Origin of the sequence: Chryseobacterium sp. BLS98 (assembly GCF_001045445.1) — a bacterium.
Taxonomy (GTDB): domain Bacteria; phylum Bacteroidota; class Bacteroidia; order Flavobacteriales; family Weeksellaceae; genus Chryseobacterium.
The window spans coordinates 651,020-672,647 of the sequence record NZ_LFNF01000003.1 but is presented as its reverse complement, the minus strand read 5'-3'; the positions used below and the strand labels follow the sequence as shown (position 1 = coordinate 672,647).

The window sequence follows — 21,628 nt, the reverse complement described above, 5'->3', positions numbered from 1 at the left end:
AGCCTTTCAATTTAATCACTCATTACACATCTGGAATTAGAACTTCCAGCCTAATGTAATAAAGAAGTTATTCCTGTTATTTTTAACTTCTGAAACTGCAAAGTAATCTGATGACATAATTCTTGTATCAGAGTAATAAGCTGTATCAGTAGAAGGATTACCTGTTTCAATACCTCTTAGGAAAGGATTGCTGTATGTAGACGTTACATACTGATAAGATGCATCTATATAAAATGATTTGAAATCGTATCCCACACCAAATGAGGCAAGGTTTCTGTTATTCAGCATCATATTGCTATAGGATTGATCCGATGTGGAAGCATCCGGGTTAACCTGGCTTACGGTTAGAGCATCGAAAGGGTTGGATACATAAGAATAACCACCTCTCAGTCTGAACTGCTGTATTCTGTATTCCGCACCTATTCTTACTTCAGACAGATTCTTATAATTGTCTTTAAAGAAATTGTTTATTTCAGTTTCAGCACCTGTAACTACTTTGTATTTAGGCTTTGTAAGTCCAAGTGTATAGTCTACATTCAATGAGAAATTTTTGCTGGCCACAAAAGCTGCACTTACTGTTGCTTTAAGCGGTGTTGTAAGATCTCTGGATTCACCGCCCGTACCATCTCCGTAATCAGGATCATTATAGAAATTATAAGCCCTGTCTATACGCCAGAAAGTTGGAGTTTCTATGGAACCACCAATTCTGAAATTAGGACTAAGTTTTCCGATTACCCCTAAGGAAGCAGAAAAACCGGAAGATCTTTCACTCATAGGAGTATTCTGTCTGTTAAAATACTCTATGGAGCCATTATCCAATGACTGGAAGGCTGCCGTATCATACTGATCTATTGATGCGCTTAAAAAATTGAATCCTGCACCTATGTATAGATTATGATTGTAATTGGCACCTACCCCAAAACTTGTTCTGGAAAGATTTCCATATCTGTTATAAGCATGTCCCGCCAATGATGCACTTTTATCAGTAAAATCTTTGATAACATTACTGCTTCCGGGAGATTCTACATAATTATCCAATGATTGATTGGAAAAATTGATCCCGATATTGATAAACTTCCATCCTGTTTCAGTCATCAGAGGAAAAGCCATTACAGCTCCTGCATTTCCAAGATCTGTATTGGTTTTGCTGTAATCAATTGTAGATCCTGCCCAGGTACTTTTATTTTTATTTCCTGCAATAGATAGCGTTCCGGAAACTTCCCCGGAAATAGCGACTCCCAAACCTGCAGGGTTGGTAAGCAGTGAATTGGCATCGCCTCCTAATGCTCCGTTAGCTCCTGCCATTGCATTAAACTTCGAAGAACCTACCATAGGAGTAGTGGAATAAACATCTACAGTATTTCTCAATATAGAAACGTCCTGTGCCTGTGCATAAAATGCAGCAGCAACACCCATTAATACTAAAGATTTTTTTAACATTATTTTTTTAATAGTTATTAAGTTCAAAATTATCTGCCACCTCTGAAGCCACCGCCTCCGCCGCCAGATCTCATACCGCCTCCACCTCCGGAAGAGCCGCCTCTGAAACCACCGCCTGAATTAAAGCCTCCGCTTGATCTGAAGCCTCCGTCATTAGATCTGAAACCTCCATTGTTATTGTAGTTTGGCTGAGAATTATAGTTAGGTCTCGGTTGAGAATTTGAATTACGGAATCCTCCAGATTGTGGCTGAGTTCTGTAACCGCCATTTGTATTTCCTTGTCTGAATCCTCCGTTGTTATACGATCCGTTGTTTCTGAATCCCCCGTTTGTACTGCTGTTTCTGAAACCGTTATTAGTACTCGATGTATTTCTGAAACCGTTTCCACCTCTGTAGGTATTGGTTCTGTATACTGCATTCGTTAAGCCCGGATTACTGAATCCTCCGCCACTGCTTCTTCTGTAAACAGGTCTATAGCTGTTACCCCAGTAGCCGCCACCCCAATATGGGTAACCATAACCACCGCCCCAGAACGGGTCATAATATCCACCCCAGTAAGGAGAATAGCCCCAGTAAGGACTTCCCCAGCCCCAACCGAATGAGCCACCCCAGCCCCAGCCGAACGATCCGCCCCAACCCCAGGATAAATTCATACCCCAGCCCCAGCCGCGGTTCATGCCCCAATATGGGCTATAACCATACCATCCCCAAGGAGAATACCCCCAGGAATTATCATAATAGTTGGTCTGAGAGCCGGCAAATGCGCCCCAATCGGAATCGGTAGCATTCATATTCCAGTTAGCATTGGTTCCGCTCCATTCGTTATATCTGTTATCCTGCTCTCTGGAATTGGCCTCTGCATTCTGGATCACGTTGGAATCCTGGTAGTAGTCATAGTTTTCACCTACCCTGTTACCGCCATCATTGATGATCACGCCTTCCGGCAGTGTATCTTTGTTGGGATCGTAGTATACCCCATCAGTCTCTGTGTATCCACCCATCTGGGCACCACAGGAGACAAGCAGCAATCCGCCTGCTATTGTTAAAACCCCTTTGGATTTTAACATACCAAGCAAATTTTTATGTATATTTCTTTTCATGATAACGTAAAGATTTTTAATTTAAATTATATTTGCAATCTGTACCAAAAATGTACCAAAACACTGGTAAAAAAATCTATCAAAAATAGATTTTTATTTTTAGATTACAATAATGTACAAAAGTTAAAAAATTAAAAAAAATAATGGCAAAATTAACCTCAAGAAGCGAAGATTACAGCAAATGGTATAATGAGTTGGTGGTAAAAGCTGACTTAGCTGAAAACTCTGGAGTGCGAGGATGCATGGTAATTAAACCATACGGCTATGCAATCTGGGAAAAAATGCGTGATGAAATGGATAAAAGATTCAAAGAAACAGGTCACGTTAATGCTTATTTCCCGCTTTTTGTGCCCAAAAGTCTGTTTGAGGCAGAAGAGAAAAATGCAGAAGGTTTTGCTAAAGAATGTGCAGTAGTTACCCATTATAGATTAAAAACAGATCCGGACAATCCTCACAAACTTATTGTGGACCCGGACGCCAAATTAGAAGAAGAGCTTATCGTACGTCCTACTTCTGAAGCAATTATCTGGAACACTTATAAAAACTGGATCCAGTCTTACAGAGACCTTCCGATATTAATTAACCAATGGGCCAACGTTGTCCGTTGGGAAATGAGAACCCGCCTGTTCCTTAGAACAGCAGAATTCCTATGGCAGGAAGGGCACACAGCACATGCTACCAAAGATGAAGCGGTGGAAGAAGCTGAAAAGATGAACGATGTATATGCAGATTTTGCAGAAAAATTCATGGCAATGCCAGTTATTAAAGGATTGAAAACACCTTCTGAAAGATTTGCGGGAGCTGATGAAACATACTGTATCGAAGCGTTAATGCAGGATGGAAAAGCACTTCAGGCAGGAACATCTCACTTCTTAGGTCAGAATTTCGCGAAAGCTTTTGATGTAAAATTCACCAACAAGGAGGGAAAGATAGAACATGCATGGGCAACCTCATGGGGAACTTCCACACGTCTCATGGGTGCTTTGATTATGACCCATTCCGATGATTTTGGATTGGTACTTCCTCCTACCCTTGCACCAATTCAGGTAGTGATTGTTCCGATTTTCAAAGGAGATGAGCAGCTTGCACAGATCAGTGAAGTGGCTCTTGATATCCAGGCTAAATTAAAGGCAAAAGGAATTTCAGTGAAATTCGATGATGATACGCACAATAAACCGGGATGGAAATTTGCAGAATATGAATTGAAAGGTGTTCCTGTAAGGATTGCAATGGGACCAAGAGATCTTGAAAATAAATCTGTTGAAATTGCAAGGAGAGATAATTTAACGAAAGAAGTCCGTTCTATTGACGGTCTGGATTCTTATATTGAAGAACTGCTACAGACTATTCAGAAGGATATGCATGAAAAAGCATTAAACTTCAGAAAAGACAATATCACAAGAGTTGACACTTATGATGAGTTCAAAAAAATTCTTGAAGAAAAAGGAGGCTTTATCTATGCCCATTGGGACGGAACAGCAGAAGAAGAAGAGCAGATTAAAGACGAAACAAAGGCTACCATAAGATGTATTCCTTTGGATGATGACGTTGAGGAAGGAGTTTCCATGATAAGTGGAAAACCGTCTAAAAGACGTGTATTATTCGCAAAAGCTTACTAATTTTTTTTGCTTATTTCCAAAGGTTTGCCGGGAAATTAAATAAATATTCAAAAAAAAATGACTTTTGGACAGATTTTTGTTTAAATTTATGCAACATTAATCTAAAAAAATAATTTATTATGTCTTTAAATGTCATTGATTTAATTAAAGGACAGTTAGGTCCCGCTTTAGTTTCGCAAGCAGCTTCTCAGTTTGGAGAAAGTGAGTCCGGTATTTCAAAAGCAATTGGAGGTTTACTGCCTGCTGTTGTTGGAGGATTAGCAAACAACTCTGATAATCCCGGAGTTTTGGATGCTATTACCAATGCCTCGTCAAGCGGAATTTTAGGAAATTTATTAGGTGGCTCATCAAGCAGCCCTGTAATTTCCAATCTGTTGACCTCTATTTTTGGAGACAAGATCAGTGGAATCGTGAATGCTATTGCTACCTATGCAGGAATCAGCAATAACACTTCCAGTTCCCTTCTGAATTTAGTAACAGGAGCTACGGTAGGTTCTATCGGAAAATATGCTGCTGATAACAATTTAGGCAAAGCTGGTATTTCCAGCCTGTTAGGTGAGCAAAAAGGAATCATTTCTTCTCTTTTACCTGCAGGACTTTCTCTTGCATCTCTTAATATCGGGGATTGGGCAAAAGGGTATAAATTTGATAACGATAATGATGCCATCAGACCAGCAGCCAGTGAAGAGCCGAAAATAGAAGTTACAAGAAGTACTACATCTGCAGGAACCAATCCTGACAGAAATAATAATGATGGCGGAGGTTCAATCTGGAAATGGTTGCTTCCGCTTTTACTTTTAATCGCTGCAGCTTATTTCATCTGGAAACAGTGTGATAAAAAACAGACGACTACAACGACCACTACCACAGACTCTACAGCAGCATCAACTGATACAGCTGCTACCGTTACAACCACGGACACTGCTGCAACAACAGCTGCTGCACCGGCAAAAAGAACAGATGATAACATTGATCTTAACGGTGTTATGTTGAAAGGTTACAAAGGTGGTATGGAAGATCAGATGATTACTTTCCTTAAATCAGGTAATTATAAAAATGCAGCTGATGATGCAGCATTAAAAGATAAGTGGTATGATTTTGACCATGTAAACTTTAAAATGGGAAGTTCTACTGAGCTGGAGGCAGGTTCTCAGGGACAGCTTGATAACTTGGTAGCTATTTTAAAAGCATTCCCGGATGCAAAAATCAAAATCGGAGGTTATACTGATAAAACAGGAAATGAAGCTTCCAACGTAAAATTATCTCAGGCCAGAGCTGATTTCATCAAAAATGCTTTAGGAAAAGCAGGAGTTGGTGCTCAGGTTTTAGGAGCTGAAGGTTACGGAAGTAAATTTGCTACAGTAGATGCTAAAGCTTCTGATGCAGAAAGAGCAGCGGACAGAAAAATGTCTGTAAGATTTGCAAAATAAGATCTTTAGAATCTTTAAAAATAGATCCCGGAAACTGAGTTTCCGGGATTTTTTTATTTCCTGACTTTCATATTTATATTTATTTAATTAAATTTGTTAGTCATTTCTAACATTTATGAATTTAAAATTGAACAGCGCTTGGCGTAAAGATAAAACATCCCATTCTCTTTCTGAGGTATATTCCTCTATAAAAGTTCCCCGAAATGCTCCTTTTTGGAGAAAATATCTGGCCTTTGCCGGACCGGGCCTGATGATTGCCGTTGGATACATGGATCCGGGAAACTGGGCCACGGATATTGCAGGTGGAGCTCAGTTCGGGTATACCCTGCTTTCAGTAATTCTTATTTCAAATATTTTTGCAATGGTTCTCCAGCATTTATCTGTAAAATTAGGGGTTGTTGCCGAGAGAGATCTTGCACAGGCCTGCCGTGACCATTTTAATCCTACAACCAATTTTATTTTATGGATATTCTGTGAAATAGCAATTGCAGCCTGTGATCTCGCTGAAGTGATTGGCTCTGCCATTGCATTAAATCTGCTTTTTCATATTCCTTTAACCTGGGGAATTGTCATAACAACCGTAGATGTTCTCATCATTCTCTTACTTCAGGCCAAAGGTTTCAGGTGGATAGAAAGTATTGTCGGCGGACTTATTTTTATCATTCTTGCATGCTTTATTTATGAAATTGTCATTTCACAACCGGCCTTTAATGAAATTCTTGGCGGACTGGTACCACAAAAGGAAATCATTCAAAATCCGGCAATGCTTTATATTGCAATTGGAATTTTGGGAGCTACCGTTATGCCTCATAATTTATACCTTCATAGTAGCATTGTTCAGACAAGAGATTATCCAAGAGACAAAGAAGGAAAAAAGGAAGCTATAAAATTTGCAACTATCGACAGTACGGTTTCATTAATGCTGGCTTTCTTTATCAATGCAGCTATTCTTATTCTGGCAGCGGCGACCTTCCATACTACCGGAAATAAACATGTCGCAGATATTCATGATGCCTACAAGATGCTTACTCCCATATTAGGAGCGTCTATGGCAAGTATTGCTTTTGCGATTGCTTTATTAGCATCAGGGCAGAATTCCACACTTACAGGAACCCTTGCGGGACAGATTGTCATGGAAGGTTTTCTCAATATCCGGTTAAAACCATGGCTTAGAAGATTAATCACAAGACTGATTGCTGTAATTCCCGCTTTAATCGTTACGATCATCTATGGCGAAAAAGGAACAACCGATTTATTAGTTTTAAGCCAGGTCATTTTATCCATGCAGCTGAGTTTTGCGGTGGTTCCTTTGGTAATGTTTACCAACGACAAGGCTAAAATGGGAGAATTTGTAAACAAACCTTTATTAAAAATAGCAGTCTGGATTATTTCTGTTATTATCATTATTCTAAACCTTTACCTGCTTTACCAAACATTTACTGGATAGAAGTATAGTTGTGAATAGCCAACTGTCAATTGTGAATTTCTAAGCTCAACAATTCACTATTCACTTGCGAAGCAAAATTGACCATTCACAATCAAAAAATAATGAATACCGTGAATAGGCAATAGTCAATTGTGAATTTCTAAGTCCAACAACTCACTATTCACTTGTGTAGTAATATTGACTATTCACAATCAAAAAATAATGAATACCGTGAATAGGCAATAATCAATTGTGAATTTCTAAGTCCAACAATTCACTATTCACTTGCGTAGCAAAATTGACCATTCACAACTCACTCCTTATTCCTTTTTCTGCCTTAATGTCCATTTTTTGCATTTGGCAGGTTCTTTGTCAAACAATTCTTTAAATAAATATTGAATTATGGAAAATCAGGATATTAACGAAGAAAGCATCAATAATCAGGAAGAAAACAACATTCAGAACGAAGCGGTATCTGAAGAAAATGTGACAGCAAAACCTTCTGCAGAGGAACTTTTGGCAGAAGAAAAAGACCGTTACATCAGATTATACGCTGAATTTGAAAATTATAAAAAAAGAACAGCAAAAGAGAAGATGGAGTTCTTCCAATATGCCAACCAGGATCTGATGATCTCTATGCTAGGAGTTTTAGATGATTTTGAAAGAGCTTTAAAAGAAATTGCGAAAAACGGTAATGCATCAGACCTTCAGGGCGTAGAGCTTATCTACCAGAAATTCAAGAACAGACTTACTGAAAAAGGGTTAAAAGCAATGGAGGTTAAGGCAGGTGATACATTCAACGTAGACTATCATGAAGCCATTACCCAGATTCCTGCACCATCTGAAGATCTGAAAGGTAAAATCGTAGATGTTATTGAAACAGGATATACTTTAAGTGATAAAGTGATCCGTTTTGCAAAAGTAGTAACAGGAAACTAATAGTAAATAAATGATAAATGATGAGAGATAATTGATTGACAGCAGGTTTCAAACCATAAGCAATAGGCTTCAATTATCATTTATCAGTAATCAATTATAATCAATATGTCAAAAAGAGATTATTACGAAGTTCTTGAGATCAGTAAATCTGCATCTGCCGACGAGATAAAGAAAGCATACCGAAAAATGGCCATTAAATATCACCCTGATAAAAATCCGGGAGATAAGGAGGCTGAGGAAAAATTTAAGGAAGCTGCAGAGGCCTATGAAGTACTGAGCGACGATCAGAAACGTGCAAGATACGACCAGTTTGGCCATGCCGGCATGGGCGGTAACGGAGGTTTCGGAGGCGGAGGCTTCGGCGGAGGGATGAACATGGAAGATATTTTCAGCCAGTTTGGAGATATTTTCGGTGGAGGCTTCGGAGGCTTTGGTGGAAATGGTGGCGGACGCCAGCAGGTGAAGGGATCCAATCTGAGAATCAGAATTAAGCTGAATCTTGAAGAAATGGTGAACGGAACTCAGAAAACCATCAAAGTAAAGAAAATGAAAATGGCAGAAGGTGCCACTTCAAAAGTATGTCCTACCTGTAACGGTTCCGGTGTTCAGCTTAAAGTAATGAACACGATGTTCGGACAGATGCAGACACAGACTACCTGCGGTACGTGCCAGGGAATCGGGAAAGTGGCAGATAAAATTCCTGCAGGCGCTAATGCACAGGGATTAATAAAGGATGAGGAAGAAATTTCCATCAATATTCCGGCAGGAGCAAGAGACGGCATCCAGCTTAATGTAAGAGGAAAAGGAAATGATGCACCTTTCGGTGGAATTCCGGGAGATTTACTGGTGATCATTGAGGAGGAAGTAGATAAAACCATTAAGAGAGAAGGTGATAATCTTCATCAGGAATTATATGTTTCTTTTGCAGAAGCAGCTCTTGGAACCAAAAAAGAAGTTCCTACAGTAGGCGGAAAAGTGAAAATTACCGTTGATCCGGGAACTCAGTCCGGAAAGATCCTCAGACTGGCAGGAAAAGGCCTTCCAAGCATCGACAGCTATGGAAAAGGTGATATGTTCATCCACATTAATGTATGGACTCCTCAGAAGCTGACGAAAGATCAGAAAGATTTCTTTGAAAAACAAATGTCAAGCGGCGAAATGGTTGCAGAACCTTCCGGAAAGGAAAAAACTTTTTTTGATAAAGTAAAAGATCTATTCAATTAAGATATTTTAAAAGAGGCTTTTTAGCCTCTTTTTTGATCTAAAAGTTTCGGCGCGGCTTCGTAGAAGCTGCGCCGAAACTTTAGTATATATTTAAATTCTATTTTTTCTTTACTAAAGAAAAAACCCCTTTTCCCATTGTAAAAAGGGCAACAGCGCCTAAGCCTCCTATAAGTCCAAGGATAATTTCTTTCAAAATAGTAAGGAATTCATTAGAAGACCAGGAAGGCAAAACATGGTGAAGAAATTCTATTCTGTGTGCAAAAATACCGCCGGCAACCATAATCAAAGCAATCGTTCCGATAACTCCCAAGGCTTTAATTACAATGGGTAAAGCTTTCACCAATAAATGCCCAAGTTTTCCAAAGAAACCTTTATCGTTACTTTTTTTGATTAATTTGAATCCTGCATCATCCATTCTTACGATCAAAGCAACTATACCGTAAACCCCTACAGTAGCTATAAAGGCAACCAGACTCGTTACCAGAATCTGTGTAATGAAAGGATGGCTTTCTTCCAAAACTGTCCCTAAAGCAATAATAACAATCTCAATGGATAAAATGAAATCTGTAGTAATGGCTGATTTTACCTTTGCCTTTTCTATTTCTTCATCACTTTTTTCGTCTTCTATAATCTCTTCCACTACTTCATGACCTTCTTTCTCCCGGTGGAAAAGAAATTCTATGATTTTTTCAACACCTTCAAAAGCCAGGTATAGACCTCCCAGAATCAGCACATAGTTGATTGCCGGAGCATAGAGCCAATTGAGAAAGAACACAACAGGAAGAATAATGAGCTTGTTGATAAAAGATCCTTTTGTAATGGCCCATAAGACCGGAATTTCCCTTGAGGAAAGAAAACCTGTAGCCTTCTCTGCATTTACTGCCAGATCATCACCAAGGATACCTGCTGTTTTCTGCGTAGCTATTTTACTTGTAACGGCCACATCATCCATCAGTGCTGCAATATCATCTAAAATTGCAAAAAAACCAGATGCCATATTGTTTTAATATTTTTTTAATATATGTTAAGTCGGGCAAAAATAATTATTAAAATCTATTTTTATTTGATTCTGTATATTAATTTTAAATATTTTCTGCCGATAAATGTACTATTTGAAAAAACTCTCCTTACTTTTACTCTGTTTTAAAACAATAATCATGCTCAACAGGTTCCGTATACTATTTTCAGGGATAAGTTTTATATTCTTTACATTCTGTTTTCCCTTAAAAGCACAAAATAAACCAACTACAGAAAAAGAGAGTGTAGAAAGAAAAAAACAGAAAACAGATAGCATCATCAGGGCCTATGCAGAGATTAATAAGTTCAACGGAACCGCATTGATCCACTATCGCAACAACACCATCTTCGAAAAGCCTTATGGCTGGCAAGACGCAGAAAATAAGATACCCAACCGGAACGAAAGCATTTTTCAGATTGCTTCTTTAACTAAATCTTTTACTGCATTGACTATTGTAAAGCTTAGCGAAGAAGGAAAACTCTCTGTAAAAGATCCTGTCTCCAAATACATTGCAGATTACCCCAGAGGAAATGAAATTACGATTGAGAACCTGCTTACCCACACTTCGGGAATTTATGAGCCATTGCGTAACAAAGAATACTTCCGGCTGCTTCATACCAGAGAAAAAATTACTCAAAATAAGGAACTTTCTTTTTTTAAGGATGAACCTTTAGATTTCAAGCCGGGCACTCAGTTCTCCTATACCAATTCAGGATATATTCTGCTCGGAATTATTATTGAAAAAGTAACAGGCCTTTCTTATGAAGATGCCGTAAGAAAACTGATCTTGAATCCCCTGAAAATGACTCATACAGGCTTTGATTATTTAACACTAAAAAGTCCTTATAAGACAGTCCCTTATTCTTATCTGTCGAAAACAAAGCATGAAAAAACGGAGATATGGAATCCTGAATTAACCGGCCCTGCAGGGCAGATCTACAGTACTGTTGAAGACCTGTACAAATACTATCAGGGACTCAAAAACTATAAGATTGTTTCGAAAGAATCATTCAGAAAAGCGACTACACCTTTTCTGAGCGGCTATGGTTACGGATGGTTTATCGATGATCTTTACGGAAAAAAACTGATCAATCACGGCGGGAATATAGAAGGCTCAACAAGTTATTTTGCGATGCTTCCTGAGGATGACATCTGCATTATACTGCTTAACAATATTACGAGTAAAAAACTGGAGAAAGCTGGCAATACAATTTTAGCCGCACTTTTAGACCAGCCTTTTGATCTTCCAAAACCTAAAAAAGAAGTATCTCTGGATGCTTCATTGCTTAAAAGATATGCGGGCGATTATGCTCTTCCGGAAAACAGCATCATTCACATTCTATATGAAAACGGACAGCTTTTTATTCAGAATAATCATGATCCTAAAGTAAGAATGCTGGCTGAAAAAGAAGATGTTTTTTTCCTTGCAGATGATGATACGGAAATTACATTCACTCTAAAAAATGGGGAAAAAGATATCATAACAATCAAAAAGGGACTTGCATCCCAAACAGCTGAAAAGCTAGAATAAAAGGCCACGGAACTGTCAAACATCATTTTTTAAAAATCTTTTATTCGGTAATTTTTCTTTACATTTAATTAATGAAAAAGCTTGTTCTCAGATACCATTTTTTTGTTGTAGGCTACCTCAGCTTCCTTTTGCAGTCATGCAATACAAAATTCAGGGTCTGGGTAGGTACCGGCGGACAGCAGAAAATATACAATCTAAAATACGGAGAGCATAAAAGACAGAAAATGGATGTTTTTCTTCCGTTGGATTATGCACAAGATACACCTGTAGTTCTTATCGTCCATGGAGGCGCCTGGACCCTCGGAAAAAAGGAACATATGATCCAGATCCAGAAAATGCTGTTTGAAAACAAAATTCCGAGTATCAACATGAATTACAGATTGGTATCTAAACGAAAAAGCATTACTTACAAACAGCAGCTGGAGGATATCGGATTGGCAATTAACAAATTTAATTCTCTTGCCGAAAAGGCTGAACTTCTGCCGGACAATTATATTCTTCTGGGAGAAAGTGCAGGCGGACATCTTGCCCTGCTCTACGGCTACAGGCACCCTGAGCAGATCAAAAAGATCGTTTCCATGAGTGGTCCTACAGATTTTTACAGCCCGGAATATCTGAATTCATTCTATTCCAAGTACACTTCTCCAACCTTCCAGAAAGTGGTAGGAACGAAATTTAACCGTAAAAATGTATCTGAAGCCTTTAAAGAAGCAAGCCCTATCGCCAATATATCCAATGTTCCCACATTACTGTTTCAGGGGAATAATGATTTTCTTGTCAACCAGCATCAGGGGCTTTCTATGGATTCTGCACTTACGAAAAATAATGTACCCCACAAACTCGTGTTTATGAAAAGAACAGGTCATGCTCCAAGGTTTTTCAACAAAATAAAAAGAGACAGCATCATCTATCCGAATATCCTGGAATGGATAAAAAAATAACCTGCAGGAAGGCAGGTTATCTATATTTTCAATGTTATTTCTTATTCAGGATCTTTATCCTCGTATTTCGAAAAATCTTCTTTTTTCCCAAAAACAAATTTAATAATTACTGGAAGCGTCGTTACCAGAACAATAACAATGATGATCAGCTCCAGCTTTTCTTTTAAATTGATACCAAACTGCTCCTGGAAAAGTTTGTCCAGATAATGCCCTGCAAAGATCAGGATAAATGACCAAAGCACCGCCCCGATAATATTATCTCTTAAAAACTCTTTTTTATCCATTTTTACAATCCCGGCAACAATAGGAGTAAATGTTCTTACCACTGGTAAAAATCTGGCCATAATAATTGCCAGTGCGCCGTGTTTTTCAAAAAAATCATGAGCCTGATAAAGGTATTTTTTCTTGAAAAGCATCGTGTCTTGCTTTTTGTATAAAGCAGGACCTGTTTTCACTCCAAAATAATAACCTATTTCGTTTCCTATAATGGCGGCAAGTGCCACACACGAAGCAAGAATAGTGGTATCTAAGAAATCGCTCCCGGTGGAGCCAAAAGTCTCTTTGATGATTTCAACTGCATAAATACCCGACACAAATAATAATGAGTCTCCAGGCAGGAAAAATCCTACAAAAAGACCTGTTTCTGCGAAAATAATAAATAAAATAAGCCAGAACCCACCCATTTTAATATAAAACTCGGGATTCAGTAAATCCTTCCAGCTATTGAAATCTTCCATATATAACGATTAACAACAAAAATAGGTGTAAAAAGTCTGAAACAAAAATTAATTATAAGTTTTTAACTAAAATCCGGGCATGATATTTTACAAGTCCATATCATCGTCTGAAACTGCAGTTCCATCGGCCATCAGAAAGGCTTTCAGGAATGGTGTGATATTTCCGTTCATAACGGAGTCCACATCCGAGGTTTCGTGAGCAGAACGGACGTCTTTTACCAATTTATACGGATGCATCACGTAGTTTCTGATCTGGCTTCCCCACTCTATTTTCATTTTATTGGCTTCTATCTCGTTTCTAGCTTTCATACGGGCTTCAAGTTCCATTTCATAGAGCCTTGAACGAAGGAGCTGCATGGCTTTTTCCTTATTTTGAAGCTGAGATCGGGATTCGGAGTTTTCGATGATAATCCCGGTCGGTGCGTGACGGAGACGTACAGCGGTTTCCACCTTATTAACGTTCTGTCCACCGGCTCCGGAAGACCTCATGGTCTCAAATGAAATATCGGCAGGATTGATATTGATTTCAATGGTATCATCCACTAATGGATAAACGTACACAGAAACAAAACTCGTATGTCGTTTTGCATTACTGTCAAATGGTGAAATTCTCACCAGCCTGTGTACTCCGTTTTCTCCTTTCAGATATCCGAAAGCATATTCACCATCAATTTCAAGGGTAACAGTTTTCACCCCGGCTACATCACCTTCCTGATAGTTAAGTTCACGAATCTTATAACCTTGTTTTTCAGCCCACATGGTGTACATTCTCATCAACATTGAAGCCCAGTCACAACTTTCCGTACCTCCTGCTCCCGCAGTGATCTGAAGCACCGCAGAAAGTTCGTCTCCCTCATTGGAAAGCATATTTTTAAATTCAAGGTCTTCTATTTTCTCTACAAGCTGTGGAAATGTTTCATCCAGCTCTTTTTCAGAGTCGGGATCTTCTTTGGCAAATTCTGCCAGTACCTGCAGATCTTCAAACTGGGTGCTGATTTCTTCATAATCTTCCACCCATCTCTTTTTGGAACGGAGCTGCTTCAGAAATACCTCTGCTTCTTTAGGATTATCCCAAAATTCCGGAGCAGCGGTTTTTTCATCATCATTCGCTATTTCTATCTTCTTTTTTTCGATCTGAAGGTATTTATATAAGTCGCCGATTCTTGACTGTACTTCTTTTATCTGGTCGTTGTTGATCACGAAATTTTTATTTTATGCAAAAATACGGAATTCTTTTGTGAGTTGGAATGCGGGATATGATTCCTGGATGCGGGGTTAAAAGATTTGGATCTAAGTTTAAACTATATGATTTAACCTTTATCCTGTGCTTTATTCAAAAATAGAATATTTTTAATTCAGCTTATTCATGAAATTTTCAATTAAACCATCTATTTCATCTCCATAGATTTTCTTTGCATTTTCATAGGTCTGATTATTATTCAATTCAAGAAACCTGACTTTATTATGCTTCACTAAAAACTGTACAAATGCTCCTGCAACCGGATATAAAACTTCACTGCTGACTTTCTGGTTTTCTGCCCATACTTTTTTGATGTCAAAAGGTGATTTTTTGTAAGCCTTTCTGGCAACTTCCAATTTATTATCGCCATTCTGATCGAAGCAAACTCCTATTCCTTCATTAATGAATTCTGTTTTGATTTTTCCCGGGCTTCCCTGCCAAAAACTGAGGTTATGAGCTATTTCATGTCCTGCAGTCTGGTTCAAACGATTATGAGAAACACAATAAGCAGCCAGAGTGAATCCTAAATTACGCTTCAGAAACTGATTGTAGACCTCATTCGAACCCCAAACAAAAAAATCAATTTTCTTAGGAAGTTTTGCTCCAAAAAATTCATTCCCTTTTACAAAAGCATCCTGTCTGGTTTCTGCTATCTTATTCCTGATCTCCCGACTGATTGAAGGTTCGAAATGAAATATAATATTTTCAGTTTCTACAGTGATCCACTGATCGTAAAAACTGTCGAAGCCAAATCCCTTTGCCAAAGAGGATAATTCTGCTGCTACACTTTCAGGTACTTTAATATTTTTCGCCTTATCGTAATATTTTCTTGAAACTTCTTTATTCCCCAAACCATAATTGACTGCCATTAATTGCATAAATGTCCAGCTTTTCTGCTCATCGCTTTCTGCTAAACTCTTCAGTTTTTTTGAATACGAAAGAGCATCATGAAAATACCCAAGGCTATTGTAGGATGCGGATATAATAAGATTGGACTCGAAATCGCCGGGATTACTTTCAAGTATTTTTTGTCCAAATGAAACGGCTTCTTTATAGTTTTTGGCTTTAAATGCAGCAGTCATTTGTTTTTTTTGCGAAAAGCAAATGGCTGAACAGATCAGTCCACAAATAAGTAATGTTTTTTTCATCGTTTATGTGTTATTTTTAAATCATTTCAGCCACTATCTCTCCTATTTTCGGCGCCAGTGCCACTCCCATTCCGGAAAGCCTTACGGCACAGAACTGTCTTGCTGAAAGCTGTTTGACAATGGGTGTTTTTTCTGAACCCATGGCCATAATTCCTGACCAGCGAAGAGCGATTTTAAAATTCTGACCGGGTAGAATGACTTCCTGTAAAAAACTTTCTAAGTGATTCTGTAAAAATTCTGTGGTTTCGAAATCTATGGTTTCCTCAGTTTTAAAATCCTGATTTCGTCCGCCACCCAAAAGAACTCTGTTTCCAAGATTTCTGAAATAATAAAATCCTTCATCATAATGGAAGGTTCCTTTCAGTTTCAGTCCGTCAATAGGTTCTGTTAGAAGAATCTGTCCGCGTGCGGGAATAATCTCCTCTTTTTCAAGAAATTTTGAACTGAATGCATTCGTGCAGTAAATTATTTTATCAGCCTTCACCACAAGATCTTCTGAAATATGGATCTTTATTTCATCCGTATTTTCATCAATCATTTTCACGCCGGTTCCAAAAAGAAATTCGATTTTCAGTTCATGGCATTTTTCAAGGAGTTTCTGCAACAGCTTCCCCGAATGCAGACTTCCTTCGCACGGATTTTCAATCAAAAATTCAGATTTTCCGAGACCGAATTCTGCTATTTTTTTCTGGTTAAGAATATAGGTTTGCTCAAGGCCTGTTATCATTTTCAGCTTTTCATTTACAGTATCTAAATGTTTAAGGGATTCACTGTTATTCAAAATTTCATATCCCCCGCTCAGTTCAAAATCTATTTCGTTATTCTTAAAATAAGTTCTGATTTTTTGGAGCCCTTCAAACCTCATCCTAACCAGCTCCAATGTTTTTTCCCATCCCATTTTCTGGGAATCGGCAATCACTTCTGTCAGGCTTCCAAAGCATGCAAAACCGGCATTCCGTGTTGATGCTCCCAGCGGGATTGCATTTCTTTCAATAATCAGAACAGTCTTTTCCGGATATTTCTCTTTAATGGATATAGCGGTCCAGAGCCCAGAAAATCCGGCTCCAACGATCACGATATCTCTTTTCCTGTAAAAGGTTTCGAGTTCCCAGATGCTGTTCATTTTTTTGTAAAATGTAAAAGGTATTTATGTATTAATGATGATTTAGATGTTAAATGCTAGATTTCAGATTTCAGACTGGAGGTATTTCGATAGTAGATGTAAGATAGCAGGTACAAGTTTAAGCTTAGGCACCAAAAAAGTTATTATAGCGTTACAAAGTTTCAGGCATATACTAGAAACTCTCCCAACCCTAAACTCTCCAACTCTAAAACTCGCATCTCGAATCCCGTAATCCAAACACCGTGTTATCCCTGTGACTCACCGCCCTCTTCTCCATTATGCTGGAACCCAATTGCTCTTCGCGGTTCTTCAACGGCTTTGTAGGTATCCAGTTCTTTTTTCAGAGCCTGAATTCTGAATTTGAATTCATCGAAATTATTGATAATCGTATCTGCAAGGAATCTTGCGACCTGATCCAGGTATTCTTCAGTAAGTTTTCCGGCTGCATCCCGTAATGCTGCATCTAAAAGCGTCTGATCAATCTGAATATTTTCATTCCGGGTTCGCTGGTACTGATTTTTAAGCCGCTTTTTAAGACTTTGTGTAAAATCTATGAGCATGGTATTGCTGAATGCCTTCATTTTGGATGCCACTTCATGCCAGAACGGAACTTTATCGGCTTTGTTGTTTTTAAGAATCTTGTAAAGAAGGGAATCTTCTTCAAGCTCTCTGGTCATCGCATATAAAATAATCTCCGAACGTTCTGCTGCATTGGGCGGAAATATGGGAATCATTACATCAAATCTTCCGGGGGCAAGAACTTCTTCGTCAATTTCCGAAACGGAATTGGCAGAGCCTACCATAAGCAGCTCTTCTTTTTCAAATTTGCCAATGTAATGCAGGATTAGCTCCTGGGTTTCCAGATTACAGGAAGCAAGGTCTGTTTCTGCCCTTCTCTCCATCATGATCTCATCAAAATCTTCAAGGAAAAGCAGCACTTTTTCTTCTTTCATCATGGTGAGCAGAAAATCATTGAAATTGGTTTTATTTCCGTCTACGAAAGAGGTTCCGAGGTAGTGTTTTTTAACTTCTTTAAATTGGTATCCGATAATTTCTGCGATTTTAGTTGCCCAGAAAATTTTCCCGCTTCCGGGAGGTCCGTACAGGACAATTCCGGCTGGTTTATGAATTCCCCAGTCCTTGATCTGCTGAGGGTTCAGGAAGGGTTCCAAAACTCCAGATATATAAAAGAACAAATCCCTGTAGCCAATAAAGTCTCTGTACTTCAGGCTGGTTTTCTGTCCAAAATAGTCATAGACAAATTGGTAATTCCCGCCGAGTTTATTATCAATGCCGTAGCTTGAGATCGATGAGCGGAAAAATCCGTTATCAAAAATATTGGGGTTGGTTTCCTTAATGGCTTTTTCCACTTTCTCCTTGGGTTGATTGATCACCTCAGCGATCTGCTCCACGGTTTTGTTTTTGTCCAGATCTTCTTCATAAAGCTTCAAAAAATCCATGTTCTCACGGGCAAATTTTTCAAAATCTTCTTTTACTTCAAAGTTGGTACTGATGCACTCACCAAGCTCAAGGTCAAAATCCTGGATAAACTGCTTGATGGCTTCTGCGGAAACATTCAGCTCTTTAGCTAACTCAATTAACTTCATAAACTACCGATTAATTCAATCAAATTTAATATTTTAATCTTATAAATCTATTGAAAATATGGTAAAATAAATATTCATATTCTACTAAAGCTGACAGAAAACGGCAACATATGCCGGGAGTTCTTTACTGAGCGGAAACTTTTTCAACCATATCATTTACCGCCTTTTCTATCACTTCCGGCTGGTCCTGATTGATATAATGACCACTTTTTTCAGCTATAATCTGTTTGCTGTCGGTGGATAAATTCAGCAAATCTTTCTGCATTTTATCCCATGCTCCCAACATTTCATTTTTTATTTTCTGATCTTTAATAAAGCTGTCATATTTTGTTTTATTCCCTGCCGTAATGACATACAAAGGAACAGAGCCAAAGGTATTGATGGCGGCCGCTTCCGTTTTAACAGATTTCATATGATCCTGTTCTTCAAGGGTAGCATCGGCACTTTTGTAAAGCAGAGCCGGCATTATAGAATTCTGATATTGGTATTGGGCATTTGCCGGAAACATATTTTTAAACATAAGTCTTGCTGCTCCGAATGTATTGGCAAATTTTAAAAATCCACCCGGAAGCCCCTGATTCACCATTTTATATAATTGTGGGGACAGGTATCTTTCATCAGAAGGATACTGGCTGTCTACCAGAATCACTCCAGCAACGTCCTGCGGGTATTTCTGAACAAAAAACCGGGTAAGCATTCCTCCGAAAGAGTGTCCAACCAGAATGTAAGGCTTGGGAGCTTTTGACTTTTCCAGGAGTGTATGAAGTTCTTCGGCTATTTTATCGCCTGTTTTGGGATTCGTTCCTCTTTCACTCCATAAAATCCCTGATCTGTCATAGGAAAACGTGGTGTAGGATTTCGGAAGATCCTGCTGAATATGATACCATTGCAAATGGCCTGCAGGATCGAAAGCGGTTTCAAAAACTACTGTAGGTCCTCCTTTTCCCTGCTGTAAGTAATGCATTTTATGGTTTTCAACTTCTGCAAACTGTCCTTCAGGCTTTATTTTTTCGGCTATTGAACGGGATATTCTTTCGAAAACAAATCCGGCCATCAACAACAGGAAGATGATTAAGAGCAGAGCCATCAGTATTCTTTTTATCCATTTAATGGTATTCATAGTTATTTTTTTTAAGTAATTGTTTTTTCAATGGGTCTGTATTCAGGGAAAATAGTTACACCGTTAAGACAATAACGGACTGATAGTTATTACATTCCATTGTATTTTAATGATTCAAAATAAAACATGGGTTGTAACAATCCCTGAGTTATGCAGACTACTACTATGTAAAACAAATTACATGGAAAAAATTTTGTCAGTAAAGAATTTAACCAAAAAATTCAAAAGAACTGTGGTGAATAATATTTCCTTTGATGTAGAAAAAGGAAATGTCTATGGTTTATTAGGCCCCAACGGAAGCGGGAAATCCACGACATTCGGTATGTTGCTGTCTACGATCAACCCCACCAGCGGAGACTGGTACTGGTTTGGCAAAAAAGGAACGGATCCGGATACCCTGAAGAAGATAGGAGCCATTATAGAACAGCCCAATTTTTATCCTTATCTGGACGCTGAAACCAATCTTAAGATTGTAGCCGAGATCAAAGGGACTCCTTATACAAGAATTGACGAAGTTTTAAAAACAGTCGGTCTCCTGGACAGAAAAAAAGATGCTTTTAAAACCTATTCTCTGGGAATGAAGCAACGCCTGTCCATAGCATCGGCCATGCTGAACAATCCGGAGGTGATGATCCTTGACGAGCCTACCAACGGACTTGATCCGGAAGGAATTATCCAGATCCGTGAGATCATCAGCAATATTGCCAGACAGGGCATTACCATTATTATCGCCAGCCACCTTCTGGACGAAATCGAAAAGATCTGCAGCCACGTCATTGTTTTGAAGGAAGGAAATGCCATCTATAGCGGAAGGGTGGATGAAATGACTGCCAATAACGGGTATTTTGAAGTAAAAGCTGACAATAATACATTGCTTTTAAGCGCTCTGCAAGAACTTCAATGGTTCAGTAGCGTGAAAACTGAAGGTGAAATCATTAAAGCCCAGATTCGTGAAGATGCATCGGTATCTGCTTCAACATTAAACCAGAAACTTGCCGAAAAGGGAATTTATCTTTCTCATTTAACGAAGAAAAAGCTGTCGCTGGAGACCCAATTCCTTGAACTTGTAAAAAACACGAATACCCATGCTTAAATTACTAAAACTAGAATATTATAAAAATCTGAACTACAGACCGTTCAAGATTTTCACTATCCTTTATTTTGCCATTCTGATCGCACTTTTATTCATTGGACTCGTAGATCTGGATATTTTTGGAGGAACAATCAATCTGAAGGAACAGGGAATTTACAATTTCCCTGAAATATGGAATTTCACTACATGGATTGTTGCGCTGCTGAAAATTTTCCTGGGGTTGATCATTGTTTTTTCAATCTCCCAGGAGTTCACCAACAGGATGTTTAAGCAAAATACCATCGATGGACTGAGCAGAAAAGAGTTTATAGAATCAAAACTTCTAACGATTACCATTTTCACGACTGTTTCTACGCTGATTGTATTTATTATCACGATGTTTTTAGGTCATCAATATTCCAAAGTAACTGATCCTGCAAAAATTTATGAGGAGGTATATTATATCGGAAATTATTTTGTGAAGCTGTTTACGTTCTTCACTTTTCTGATGTTTCTTTCCGTATTGCTGAGAAAGTCCATGTTTGTATTCCTTGGTTTCTTTGCCTATTGGGTAGCAGAAAAGATCTTAACAGGGATTGAAGCTTATCAGAAGCTAAGCGGAATGCAGGGAGAACAGAGAAAAGCTGTACTTGAGAATGATTTCTTCATTACCAATCTTTTGCCATTGGAAAGCATGTCCAATCTGATCCCAAACCCCTTAATGCGTCTGAATCTTGTCAAAGTAATGGGTGTAAAGTATGAAGCCCACTACCCTACAGAAAGTATGATCGCATGTATCATTTGGTCTGTCGTTTTTATTCTGGGTTCTTACTGGATTTTGAGAAAAAGGGATTGGTAGATTTACAATTTAATTAAAAGATTTAAAAATTGAAAGATTAAGTGGTCCCCGGAT

General features: G+C 38.5%; 18 protein-coding genes. 9 read left to right on the top strand and 9 right to left on the bottom strand.

Annotated elements, in window-relative coordinates; translation table 11 throughout:
- Positions 1-36 precede the first annotated feature (36 nt).
- Together ACM40_RS14275 and ACM40_RS14270 are read right to left on the bottom strand one after the other, a co-directional pair.
- A complete protein-coding gene (locus tag ACM40_RS14275; RefSeq protein ID WP_048503422.1) occupies positions 37-1,440 on the bottom strand; it encodes an OmpP1/FadL family transporter in 1,404 nt (467 codons plus the stop codon).
- 29 nt (positions 1,441-1,469) lie between these two features.
- Positions 1,470-2,507, bottom strand: a complete 1,038-nt coding sequence (locus ACM40_RS14270; protein ID WP_185097198.1) for a prolyl-tRNA synthetase — start codon at positions 2,505-2,507, stop codon at positions 1,470-1,472.
- Positions 2,508-2,683: 176 nt separating this feature from the next.
- Between ACM40_RS14270 and proS the strand changes: the two genes are divergently transcribed.
- The 5 genes from proS (at position 2,684) to dnaJ (ending at position 9,178) form a co-directional block, all read left to right on the top strand.
- On the top strand, positions 2,684-4,159 hold the full coding sequence (gene proS, locus ACM40_RS14265; RefSeq protein ID WP_048503421.1) for a proline--tRNA ligase: 1,476 nt from the start codon (positions 2,684-2,686) through the stop codon (positions 4,157-4,159).
- A 119-nt stretch (positions 4,160-4,278) separates the two neighbouring features.
- Positions 4,279-5,589, top strand: coding sequence for an OmpA family protein (locus ACM40_RS14260; RefSeq protein WP_048503420.1), 1,311 nt, complete (start codon positions 4,279-4,281; stop codon positions 5,587-5,589).
- A 115-nt stretch (positions 5,590-5,704) separates the two neighbouring features.
- Positions 5,705-7,036 (top strand): Nramp family divalent metal transporter, encoded by a 1,332-nt coding sequence (locus ACM40_RS14255; protein ID WP_048503419.1) that lies wholly within the window; start codon positions 5,705-5,707, stop codon positions 7,034-7,036.
- 381 nt (positions 7,037-7,417) lie between these two features.
- Positions 7,418-7,954: a nucleotide exchange factor GrpE gene (locus ACM40_RS14250; protein ID WP_048503418.1), complete on the top strand. Its 537-nt coding sequence runs from the start codon at positions 7,418-7,420 to the stop codon at positions 7,952-7,954.
- Between the two features lie 105 nt (positions 7,955-8,059).
- On the top strand, positions 8,060-9,178 hold the full coding sequence (dnaJ, locus tag ACM40_RS14245) for a molecular chaperone DnaJ (RefSeq protein WP_048503417.1): 1,119 nt from the start codon (positions 8,060-8,062) through the stop codon (positions 9,176-9,178).
- Between the two features lie 97 nt (positions 9,179-9,275).
- Here the strand turns inward: dnaJ and ACM40_RS14240 are convergent, their stop codons facing one another.
- A complete protein-coding gene (locus ACM40_RS14240) occupies positions 9,276-10,175 on the bottom strand; it encodes a DUF808 domain-containing protein (RefSeq protein WP_048503416.1) in 900 nt (299 codons plus the stop codon).
- A 160-nt stretch (positions 10,176-10,335) separates the two neighbouring features.
- Here ACM40_RS14240 and ACM40_RS14235 point away from each other — a divergent pair, with 160 nt between their 5' ends.
- Both ACM40_RS14235 and ACM40_RS14230 read left to right on the top strand, forming a co-directional pair.
- Positions 10,336-11,727 (top strand): serine hydrolase, encoded by a 1,392-nt coding sequence (locus ACM40_RS14235; RefSeq protein WP_048503415.1) that lies wholly within the window; start codon positions 10,336-10,338, stop codon positions 11,725-11,727.
- A 71-nt stretch (positions 11,728-11,798) separates the two neighbouring features.
- Entirely contained in the window at positions 11,799-12,668 is an 870-nt protein-coding gene (locus tag ACM40_RS14230; RefSeq protein ID WP_048503414.1) for an alpha/beta hydrolase, read from the top strand.
- A gap of 41 nt (positions 12,669-12,709) precedes the next feature.
- Here ACM40_RS14230 and ACM40_RS14225 read toward each other — a convergent pair whose 3' ends face one another.
- The 6 genes from ACM40_RS14225 to ACM40_RS14200 all read right to left on the bottom strand — a co-directional run bounded on the left by ACM40_RS14225 (position 12,710) and on the right by ACM40_RS14200 (position 19,643).
- Positions 12,710-13,405: a DedA family protein gene (locus ACM40_RS14225; RefSeq protein ID WP_048503413.1), complete on the bottom strand. Its 696-nt coding sequence runs from the start codon at positions 13,403-13,405 to the stop codon at positions 12,710-12,712.
- Positions 13,406-13,492: 87 nt separating this feature from the next.
- On the bottom strand, positions 13,493-14,605 hold the full coding sequence (gene prfB / locus ACM40_RS14220) for a peptide chain release factor 2 (protein ID WP_048503412.1): 1,113 nt from the start codon (positions 14,603-14,605) through the stop codon (positions 13,493-13,495).
- Positions 14,606-14,755: 150 nt separating this feature from the next.
- Positions 14,756-15,793: a tetratricopeptide repeat protein gene (locus tag ACM40_RS14215; protein WP_131705370.1), complete on the bottom strand. Its 1,038-nt coding sequence runs from the start codon at positions 15,791-15,793 to the stop codon at positions 14,756-14,758.
- A 16-nt stretch (positions 15,794-15,809) separates the two neighbouring features.
- Positions 15,810-16,916: an NAD(P)/FAD-dependent oxidoreductase gene (locus ACM40_RS14210; protein WP_048503410.1), complete on the bottom strand. Its 1,107-nt coding sequence runs from the start codon at positions 16,914-16,916 to the stop codon at positions 15,810-15,812.
- A gap of 245 nt (positions 16,917-17,161) precedes the next feature.
- On the bottom strand, positions 17,162-18,523 hold the full coding sequence (locus ACM40_RS14205; protein WP_048503409.1) for an AAA family ATPase: 1,362 nt from the start codon (positions 18,521-18,523) through the stop codon (positions 17,162-17,164).
- Positions 18,524-18,647: 124 nt separating this feature from the next.
- Positions 18,648-19,643 (bottom strand): alpha/beta fold hydrolase, encoded by a 996-nt coding sequence (locus ACM40_RS14200; protein ID WP_048503408.1) that lies wholly within the window; start codon positions 19,641-19,643, stop codon positions 18,648-18,650.
- 181 nt (positions 19,644-19,824) lie between these two features.
- Between ACM40_RS14200 and ACM40_RS14195 the strand changes: the two genes are divergently transcribed.
- Entirely contained in the window at positions 19,825-20,736 is a 912-nt protein-coding gene (locus ACM40_RS14195; protein WP_048503407.1) for an ABC transporter ATP-binding protein, read from the top strand.
- Complete coding sequence (locus ACM40_RS14190) at positions 20,729-21,574, top strand: ABC transporter permease (protein WP_048503406.1); 846 nt, start codon at positions 20,729-20,731, stop codon at positions 21,572-21,574. The genes ACM40_RS14195 and ACM40_RS14190 overlap by 8 nt, the downstream gene beginning before the upstream one ends.
- Positions 21,575-21,628: the final 54 nt, after the last annotated feature.